This is a genomic window from Erwinia sp. (assembly GCF_031978025.1).
In the GTDB taxonomy this organism is placed as follows: Bacteria; Pseudomonadota; Gammaproteobacteria; order Enterobacterales; family Enterobacteriaceae; genus Erwinia.
Window position 1 is genome coordinate 1 of sequence record NZ_DALZCD010000184.1, and the last position, 8,748, is coordinate 8,748.

Here is an 8,748-nt window from a genome sequence, read left to right on the forward strand (position 1 = left end):
ATCTCCAGGGTCATCAGGTCTTCAGGATCGGGTTCCGGCGTCAACAACAGTTTTAGTAACTGAACGGTTTCTCTGTCTGCCGACAGCTTTGCGCCGGCATCCGCCAGCTCGGCCAGTTGCTGATGGGACAGACCCGTCAGCGCCATTCGCTGATAACTATCGGCATAGCGTGCGCGCATCTTATCGCTACGAGACTGGTATTTTCCTTTTAAAACGCGGACCAGCAAGTTCCGGACGCCCTGGCGTGGGTAATCACTATAGTTTTCTTCCAGCGTAGGACGCAGCGGGTCGTCCAGCCAGGCAACAATAGCTTGCCAGTTATGTGCCAGCGGCCAGGTTGACTCAAGTCGTATGGCTGACTGCCATGCCCGTTCACGCAGCCGTTGGGCCTCAATAAAGGCATCTTTGTGTAATTCAATAGCCACATCAAGCGAGAAAAGATCGTTTGGTTGTGTGACCAACAATGAAGGAACACTTGCTGCTTTCCTGAAAAAATCGGCCATTCTCGCTGCGAAAGCGGCCTTTACCCTTGCCATATCAGTGGTCGAAAATCCACAGTCGCTTATGCTCTGCAGCATTAGAGCCTTGTGATTGATATAACCCTGGTAACAATCATTAATCTGTTGACGGTGCTGATTTAAACTTGCCAGCAAGGCCTGCTGACGTTCTGGTTCATAGCTTTCCTGCCGCCAGCGACCTGTTAATCTTTCCAGACGAGAGAACTCATTTTTTATCTGTGCGTTAGAGCCTCCCTGAAACCATAACCAGTCCAGGCCCTGCGTAACCGGATCGTCACGAAGATCGTTAATGATATTTTCGACGGCTTTAATAGCCGTTGAGGTGACTAACATGCCGCAGTTACGATCCTGGCCGTCTGCGATGGCCAAAGCCCTCTCCACCACTTTTTGTGCAATCAGTGATTTAAATAGCGTGGTTTTACCTGTGCCCGGTGCACCCTGAACCGCAATCAGTCGCTCGTCCTGATTAATCGCCTGTATCGCCTGCATCTGACCGTGGCCCAAAGGGTACTTTTGCTCAAAAAGCCCGTAGGTAGGTAAATCAAAATAGATCGATGGCTTTTCTGCTGAATGTTCATGAGTCAGATATTTTTCCAGCAGAGGGAATGCCCCTTCAGGATTATCACAAAGCCATTCATAATCTTTGCCGTCGCGCTGAGTAGTAAAATCATCATTATGTAACGGCGCGACAAGGGCATTAAAGGCGGTTTCAGGTGTCTGGCCCTGTTGGCTGATCCAGGCCAGCAGCCCCTCGAAAGCAGCGAAAAATCCCGTATATTTCTGACCGGTCAGGGCACTGATGATGCTCATCATATGCCGGTTTTCTCCCAGCTCCGCCAGCTCAACAGCAAACACATTACGGAACGTAAAGGGGAAGGCGCTAACCTGCTGGCCATCTTTTACGGGGAGCAGCAGCGTATTATCTTCAGAAATCAGAAAAGCTTTAGGCAAAGGGAAAGAAAAAAGCGGCAGGTACTTCGTATTGGTACTGCTGCCTTCTACGTCAACGCAGCGTAAGACGGGGAAAAGAAGGCTAACCGGTTCAATATGACTGACGTGGCCTTTTTCATCATACCTGACAAAGCGCCGACGCCAGCTTCTTGCCATTTCTGCAGGAACAGTCAGATAGACCCCTGATTCCTCATCGCGGCAATGCTCTTCGTTAATAAAAAGCTGTTGATACTCATGAACTTTACTGGCGGGGATTTTACTTTTTTCTGCGCCGCTATATTGGACATAGTCATGCCAGGCCGAGAGAATAACGTTAGTAGTATTGTTCATGAGAAGCGGCAAATCCTTGTGAGTCTTTAGCCTGTCAAAGAGCGTAGAAGGCAGAATATCATAAAGTAACAGAGGTTTGCAGCTGAGGGCATTTGAACGGGGCGGGAGATAGTGAGAAAAAATGGTAAGTAAAAATTATGTGATAGCGCAAATAAAGAAGCGTAAAAAACCTAAAGCAGAAAGCCCGCTCAGGTAACCCCGAGCGGGCTTTTCAAATCTGGCTCCTCTGACTGGACTCGAACCAGTGACATACGGATTAACAGTCCGCCGTTCTACCGACTGAACTACAGAGGAATTGTTGGAACGGGGCGCATAATATCTATAGCGATTTGCGATGTCAAAGCCTGTTTGCGCTTTTCTCACTGACTGCTGCATTAATCGGCAATTAGCCGGCGGGATCGCCCTCGAACAGGCTACAGCCAGAAAGCCAGCCTTTGCGTGACGTTTCGCAATACGCAGAGGTAACCGCTGAACAGCGTGGCAATTTTCGTCAACATGATCACGTTTATTTCATTTTCACATTGTTCAGGCCTGTTTTGAAATATACATTTCGTTGAGATGCCTCGTTCACCCGCAAGGAACTTCCATGAAAAAGGTCAGGATAGGTTTGATCGGCACCGGCTACATCGGACGCTGCCACGCCATTGCTTATGCGCAGGCAGCCACCGTGTTTGCTCTGAAAGGCGAAATTGTGCGTGAGAGCCTGGCGGAGGTCAGCCCGGAAAGGGCGAAAGCGCAGGCCGCCGCGCTGGGCTTTTCCCGCTGGACGGATAACTGGCGCGAGCTGGTGGCGGACCCGGACATCGACGTGGTGGATATCTGTGCCCCTAATTTTCTGCACAAAGAGATGGCGCTGGAAGCCATTCGCCACGGTAAACACGTCTACTCCGAAAAGCCGCTGGCGCTGAACGTGGCAGATGCTGAGGAGATGACGCAGGCCGCCGCACAGGCCGGGGTGAAGACGCTGGTGGGCTTTAATTATATGAAAAATCCCACCAGCCAGCTGGCGAAAGAGATTATCGCCAGTGGTGAAATAGGCGAGGTGGTGCATTTTTACGGCACGCATAATGAAGACTATCTTGCCAGTCCGCAAACGCCGCTGGACTGGCACTGTCAGAAGGCGCTGGCCGGGCTGGGTGCCCTGGGCGATCTGGGCGCGCATATCGTCAATATGGCCCATTATCTGGTAGGTGACATCCACGAGGTTTCCGGTGATATGCAGACGGTCATCGCTCAGCGTCCCGATGCCAAAAATCCTTCGCTGCTGCGCGAGGTGGAAAACGAAGATCAGGCCAGCGCGCTGCTGCGCTTTACTAACGGCGCACACGGCGTGATAGAAACGTCGCGGATCGCCTGCGGCAGCAAAATGGGGCTGACCTACGTGGTGAGCGGCACCAAAGGAACGCTGCGCTACACGCAGGAAAGAATGGCGGAACTGGCGCTTTATCGGCACGACGATGCCCCTGGACGTCAGGGGTTTAAAACCATTCTGACCGGCCCGGCACATCCTGACTATGCCGCTTTTTGTGTGTCTGCCGGTCACGGTATCGGTTTTAACGATCAGAAAACGGTGGAGATCCGCGATTTAATCAACGGCGTCGCGGCGGACGACCCGATGTGGCCAGATTTTGCCGAAGGGCTACGGGTGTCGAAAGTGCTACAGGCGATAGCCGTCTCCGCGCGGGAACGCCGTTGGATCGAGGTGTAGAGAAAGCCCCCGAGGGGTAACGCAACGGTACCGTTTCTTTGGATCGTAAAAACAAGGCTCACGTTTTTGCGTTGGAAAGCAGGGTGGAAAGCGTTATGCGCAGGCCTGGACGGTATTCTGCCTGGCCGGAGGGATACAGCGGGAGACTGTTCACCCGCTAAAGCCACATGCTGGCAGGCGGAGGCTTTCACCTCCGCCCTGTTAATCAGCGGAACGGCGGCTCGTTAAAGGTGCGTAGCTTGCGGGAGTGCAGCTTGTCACCCTCTGCCCGCAGCAGATCTATTGCACAGATACCAATCTGTAAATGTTCAGAAATGGCGCCCTCGTAGAAGCGGTTAGCCTGGCCCGGCAGCTTGATCTCGCCGTGGATCGGCTTATCGGAGACGCAAAGCAGCGTGCCGTAAGGCACCCGGAAACGGTAGCCCTGGGCCGCAATAGTGGCGCTTTCCATATCCACCGCCACCGCGCGGCTGAGATTAAAACGCAGGGCAGAGGCGGAATAGCGCAGCTCCCAGTTGCGGTCGTCCGTGGTTACCACCGTGCCGGTGCGCAGCCGCTGCTTAACTTCTTCGCCCGGCATGCCGCTGACCTGTTTGGTCGCATCGAACAGGGCGCGCTGTACTTCGGCAATGCTCGGCACCGGGATATCCGGCGGCAGCACCGCATCCAGCACATGATCGTCGCGCAGGTAAGCATGAGCCAGCACGTAGTCGCCAATCGTCTGGCTTTCACGCAGGCCACCGCAGTGGCCAATCATCAGCCAGGCATGGGGACGCAATACCGCCAGATGATCGCAGATGGTTTTCGCATTGGACGGGCCGACACCGATGTTAATCAGCGTGATGCCCTGACCCTCTTTAGCGATTAAATGCCAGGCCGGCATCTGATGGTTTTTCCAGGCCAGGCCGGAAATGGTGGCCTGAGGATCCGGCGTGTCAGCCGTTACGCAGATATTACCCGCACAGGAGAGCGCCTCGTAAGGCGAAGTCGGATCCGCTATTTGCTCGCAGCTCCAGCGCACGAACTCATCGACGTAGCGGGTGTAGTTGGTGAACAGCACCCAGGACTGGAAATCTTCGACCGGCGTACCGGTATAGTGGCGCAGCCGCGCCAGCGAAAAGTCAGTGCGCAGCGCGTCAAAATGCGACAGCGGAAATTTCTCGCCTGGCTGATACAGGCCGTCAGCGTTCTCATCGCCAATCTGCGCCAGTTCAGTGGTGGGAAAATGCTGTGCCAGCCCGGCGCTCATGCTGCGATCCAGCCCCAGGTTAGAGCCATCAATCACGTAAGGGAAAGGGATCTCCTGCTGTGAAGGCCTGACCTCCAGCGTCACCGAATATTCGCTGCAGAGCATGGAAAGCTGTTCGGAAAGATAGTGGCGAAACAGCGCGGGGCGAGTGATGGTGGTGGCATAGCTGCCGGGGCGGGTAAAGCGGCCAAAGGCGCGTGACAGCTTGTGGCCCGCTGCATCGCCCTGCCAGCTGACGCGCAGCTCCGGGTAGACAAACAGGCCGGCGGCGCGACTGGCCGAATCCGGCAGCGTGCCTTCATTGATATAGGTAGTGATCGCCTGGCGTAGCGCGCCGACCGCCGCTTCGTACAGGGCATCCAGCTTATCCAGCGCCTCGTCTACGGTCAGTCCTGATGGGGAAGAAGGCTGCGTCATGGTCTCTCCTTAGGCAGTTATTGTTTTCTTAACAGCATGTTAGCCGAAATAAAGCGCGCGCGCTCAGGTGCAGTCTGAATTGCTCCTCGTCTGAAGAGATTTACGCTACGCTGGTGGTCCCGAATGTGAAAAAAGGGTAAGGGATATGGATAAGCCTGGGCACTGGGAAAACGCGGTAGGTGTTCTGGTTATTGCCGCCGGACTGGGACAACGATTTACCGAGGCGGGCGGCACAACCGATAAGCTGCAGGCAACGTTCACCGATGCGTCAGGCCAGCGAAAATCAGTCTTTGTTCACAGCTGCCAGGCGGCGCAGCAAAGTGGCCTGCCGGTATGCGTGGTCACGCGCCCCACGCAGCGGGCCATCCGCGACTACTGTGAGCAACACGCTATCCCGACAGTGCTGGTGGAAAATACCCGCATGGGCGAATCGATTGCCGCTGGCGTCCGCCATACGGCGAGGTGGGGCGGCTGGCTGATCCATCTGGCGGATATGCCTTTTATTTCTGCACAGACGCTGCGGCTGGTGGCCAGTAAAGTGACAGCGGAAGGGGTCGTGCGCCCTGTTTTTCGCGCCAGCCCCGGCCACCCGGTTGGCTTTGGCCGCTGCGCGTTTAACGCGCTCAGCGCCCTGACCGATGAGCAGGGTGCGCGCAGCCTGCTGATGCAGTTTCCTCTATATATGATTGAACTGCAGGATGCGTCAATTTTGCAGGATATCGATCTGCCCTCACAGCTGCCGGTAGCCGAAAGTCCGGCGATTGCGGAACGACCGCGCCAGGCGTCGGAGCCGGGTAAAGACCCGCCGGACTGATGCTGTCCAGGACTTAAAACCGGGGAGGCTGCGCTGCGGATTGCTGTTGATGCGTCGGTGAGACTGGCCGTTGCCGACATTGTGCGGAGGGTGCAGAGGGTGCAGAGGGTGCAGAGGATAAAATGGCGGGCTGGTGGTCAGCCCGCCTGCGGTTACAACAGCTTATCCTGCGTGATCGGCAGATCGCGGATACGTTTGCCGGTGGCGTGCCAGACTGCATTAGCGATAGCGGCCGCTACGCCGACAATCCCCAGCTCACCCACCGCTTTACCGCCCAGCACGGTGGCCAGGTAATCTGGCTTGCCCACGTCGATCGTGGTTAGCTCAGGAATATCCGCATTGACGGCTATCAGGTAGTCGGCCAGGTTGGCGTTATTGATGCGGCCATCACGATCGTCAATCAGCCCCTGTTCCAGCAGCGCCTGGCCAATGCCCATCACCATGCCGCCAATCCACTGGCTTTCTGCCAGCTTGGGATTGTAAACGCGGCCCGAATCGGACGCGCCAACCATCCTTTTTACCCGCACCGTGCAGAAAACTGCATCCACCGCGACCTCCACAAAAATGGCACTCCAGCTGTGGGCCGACACGCCGCCCTCGGTGGGCGGCAGCATCATGGTAGAGGTGCGGTCAGCCTTGTTGCGCTCGTCCTCGGTGGCGGCCTTATCAAAGGTATCCTGATGTGCTACCAGCTTTTCGTGTCCGCTAAGCTTCAACACTTCGGCAAAACTGATACGTAAGCCCGGACTGTTGTTCAGCCAGAGATAACCGTCGCCCAGTGAGATGGCGGCAGGCGACTGCTGCCACAGCGGTGACTTTTGCGTGGCAATTGCCAGCGTTATCAGCCTGTCGCGCAGCGCCAGCGCAGTTTTATGTACCGCACCGGTCAGCAGGTTCGCCAGCTGCGAGCCACCCGCAACCGGCGCGCGCGGCAGCAGCGTATCGCCAAGCGACACGGTAATACTTTCCGGTGCGACCAGCAGTACGTCCGCGGCCGTTTGCGCCAGGATGGTATAGGTACCCGTGCCGATGTCCACGCCGCTACTCTGAACCTCAATGCTGCCGTCAGCGGACAGAACGATTTGCGCCTCGCCAGGCGTGCGGCGTACCGGATAGGTGCCGGAAGCCATTCCCCAGCCAATCAGCTGGCGACCTTCGCGCAGGCTGCGCGGCTCGAGAGGGCGCTTGCTCCAGCCAAAGGCTTCGGCACCCTGCTGATAAGCTTCGCGCAGCTGACGCGAGCTCCAGGGGATGTTGGCCTGCGGATCCTGCTCGGCATAATTTTTCAGGCGCAGCGCCAGCGGATCCATTTTTAGCGCCCACGCCAGCTCGTCCATCGCCACTTCCAGTGCAAAGGCACTTGGGTTTTCGCCCGGCGCACGCATCCAGCTGGGATTGACGGTATTAAGGTGGATAAGCTTGTGGTGCGATAAGAAATTAGGGGTAGCGTACATCAACGCCGTCACGGAATTGCAAGGTTCCTTGTGCACATCGTTTAGCGCCGTTTCATTCCAGCTGTCGTGCACGATAGCCTGTAAAAGGCCGTCGCGGTTTGCGCCCAGCGCCAGCTGCTGATGCGTACGGGGCCTGCCGCCAAAAGCGGTAAAAGTTTGCGGCCGGGTCAGCGCCAGTTTTATCGGTCGGTTAAGCTCGCGCGAGGCTACGCAGGCCAGCGCGCTGTGCGGCTGTATACCGCCTTTACAGCCGAAGCCGCCGCCGACAAAAGGTGAAATAACGCGTACCTTTTCATGATCGATCGCCATCCATTCTGACACTACCTGACGCGCGCCGCCCGGCCACTGGCTTGGTTCCCACAGCGTCAGGCTGCCATTTTGCCAGTGAGCGATACAGCCGTGTGGCTCAATAGGCGAGTTGTATTCTCTGGGCGTAGTATAAATGCCGCCCACCTGTACCTCCGCCTGTGCCAGCGCCGGAATGGCGTCGCCCCGGTCGATGGTTAATGCCTCCACCATTTCTGGTTTGGCGTCAGGATCCGTAGGATGCACGATAGGGGGCTGTTGCTCATATTCCGTTTCGATGAGCGCCGCAGCTTCCGTGGCCTGTTCCAGCGTTTCTGCTACTACCAGCGCGATATGCTGACCGTTCCACAAAACCTTATCGTCCTGCAACGGCAGAAAAGCCTGTGCCGCCGCGCCGCCTTCACCAAACGTTTTGGCCGGATGAATAGTCACGCCGCTTTCGTGGTTGTACACCGCCAGCACGCCCGGCGACTGGCGTGCGCGCTCGGTGTGCATTGCAGTGATACGGCCATAAGCAATGGTTGACTGAACCACGACGGCATAAGCGAGATTATCGAGAGATTTTTCGACAGCGTAAGTTGCCAACCCCTGAATTTTCAGTCGGCCGTCAGCGCGATCCAGCGGGCTGCCTAAAGCCTGCTGACGGGCGATGGCTGGTGTTTCAAGCGTACTCATACCAGACCCCCTACGGTCATCAGAGCCCTGGCAATCACGCGAGGCGCAAGAATGATTTTGTGCCCGTTATGCTGGCGGGCGATAGCGCCTTCCGTGACTTTTTCCGCTGCTTTACGCAGCGTTTTTTCATCCAGTCGCTGGCCTTGCAGAGCCTGCTCAACCTGGTAAGCGCGCCAGGGTTTGGTCGCCACACCGCCCAGCGCGACGCGCACCGTTTTGATGGTCAGATTGTCCTCTTCCATCTCCAGCCCTACGGCCGCACTGGCGGCAGCGAACTCATAGGAACTGCGGTCACGTACTTTAAGGTAATGCGACCGGGCCAGCGC

Annotated in this window: 5 protein-coding genes, 1 tRNA gene and 1 pseudogene; 2 read left to right on the top strand and 5 right to left on the bottom strand. The window is 56.6% G+C overall.

Annotated features, from left to right (window positions below; genetic code table 11):
* Positions 1–1,799 (bottom strand): annotated as a pseudogene (locus tag RTK32_RS14675) (hypothetical protein); the annotation flags it as partial.
* 218 nt (positions 1,800–2,017) lie between these two features.
* Positions 2,018–2,093: transfer RNA gene (locus tag RTK32_RS14680), tRNA-Asn, on the bottom strand.
* A gap of 292 nt (positions 2,094–2,385) precedes the next feature.
* Between RTK32_RS14680 and RTK32_RS14685 the strand changes: the two genes are divergently transcribed.
* Entirely contained in the window at positions 2,386–3,507 is a 1,122-nt protein-coding gene (locus RTK32_RS14685; RefSeq protein ID WP_312045253.1) for a Gfo/Idh/MocA family oxidoreductase, read from the top strand.
* A 205-nt stretch (positions 3,508–3,712) separates the two neighbouring features.
* Here RTK32_RS14685 and RTK32_RS14690 read toward each other — a convergent pair whose 3' ends face one another.
* Positions 3,713–5,173, bottom strand: a complete 1,461-nt coding sequence (locus tag RTK32_RS14690) for an AMP nucleosidase (protein WP_312045255.1) — start codon at positions 5,171–5,173, stop codon at positions 3,713–3,715.
* Between the two features lie 145 nt (positions 5,174–5,318).
* On the opposite strand from RTK32_RS14690, the gene RTK32_RS14695 reads away from it, so the two are divergent.
* Positions 5,319–5,987 carry a nucleotidyltransferase family protein gene (locus tag RTK32_RS14695; protein WP_312045257.1) on the top strand — a complete coding sequence of 223 codons (669 nt, stop codon included), beginning with the start codon at positions 5,319–5,321 and terminating at the stop codon, positions 5,985–5,987.
* A gap of 152 nt (positions 5,988–6,139) precedes the next feature.
* Here RTK32_RS14695 and RTK32_RS14700 read toward each other — a convergent pair whose 3' ends face one another.
* Together RTK32_RS14700 and RTK32_RS14705 are read right to left on the bottom strand one after the other, a co-directional pair.
* Positions 6,140–8,422, bottom strand: coding sequence for a xanthine dehydrogenase family protein molybdopterin-binding subunit (locus tag RTK32_RS14700; protein WP_312045259.1), 2,283 nt, complete (start codon positions 8,420–8,422; stop codon positions 6,140–6,142).
* On the bottom strand, positions 8,419–8,748 hold a 330-nt coding region (locus RTK32_RS14705), incomplete at its 5' end, for an FAD binding domain-containing protein (protein WP_409451102.1). The genes RTK32_RS14700 and RTK32_RS14705, both read right to left, overlap by 4 nt.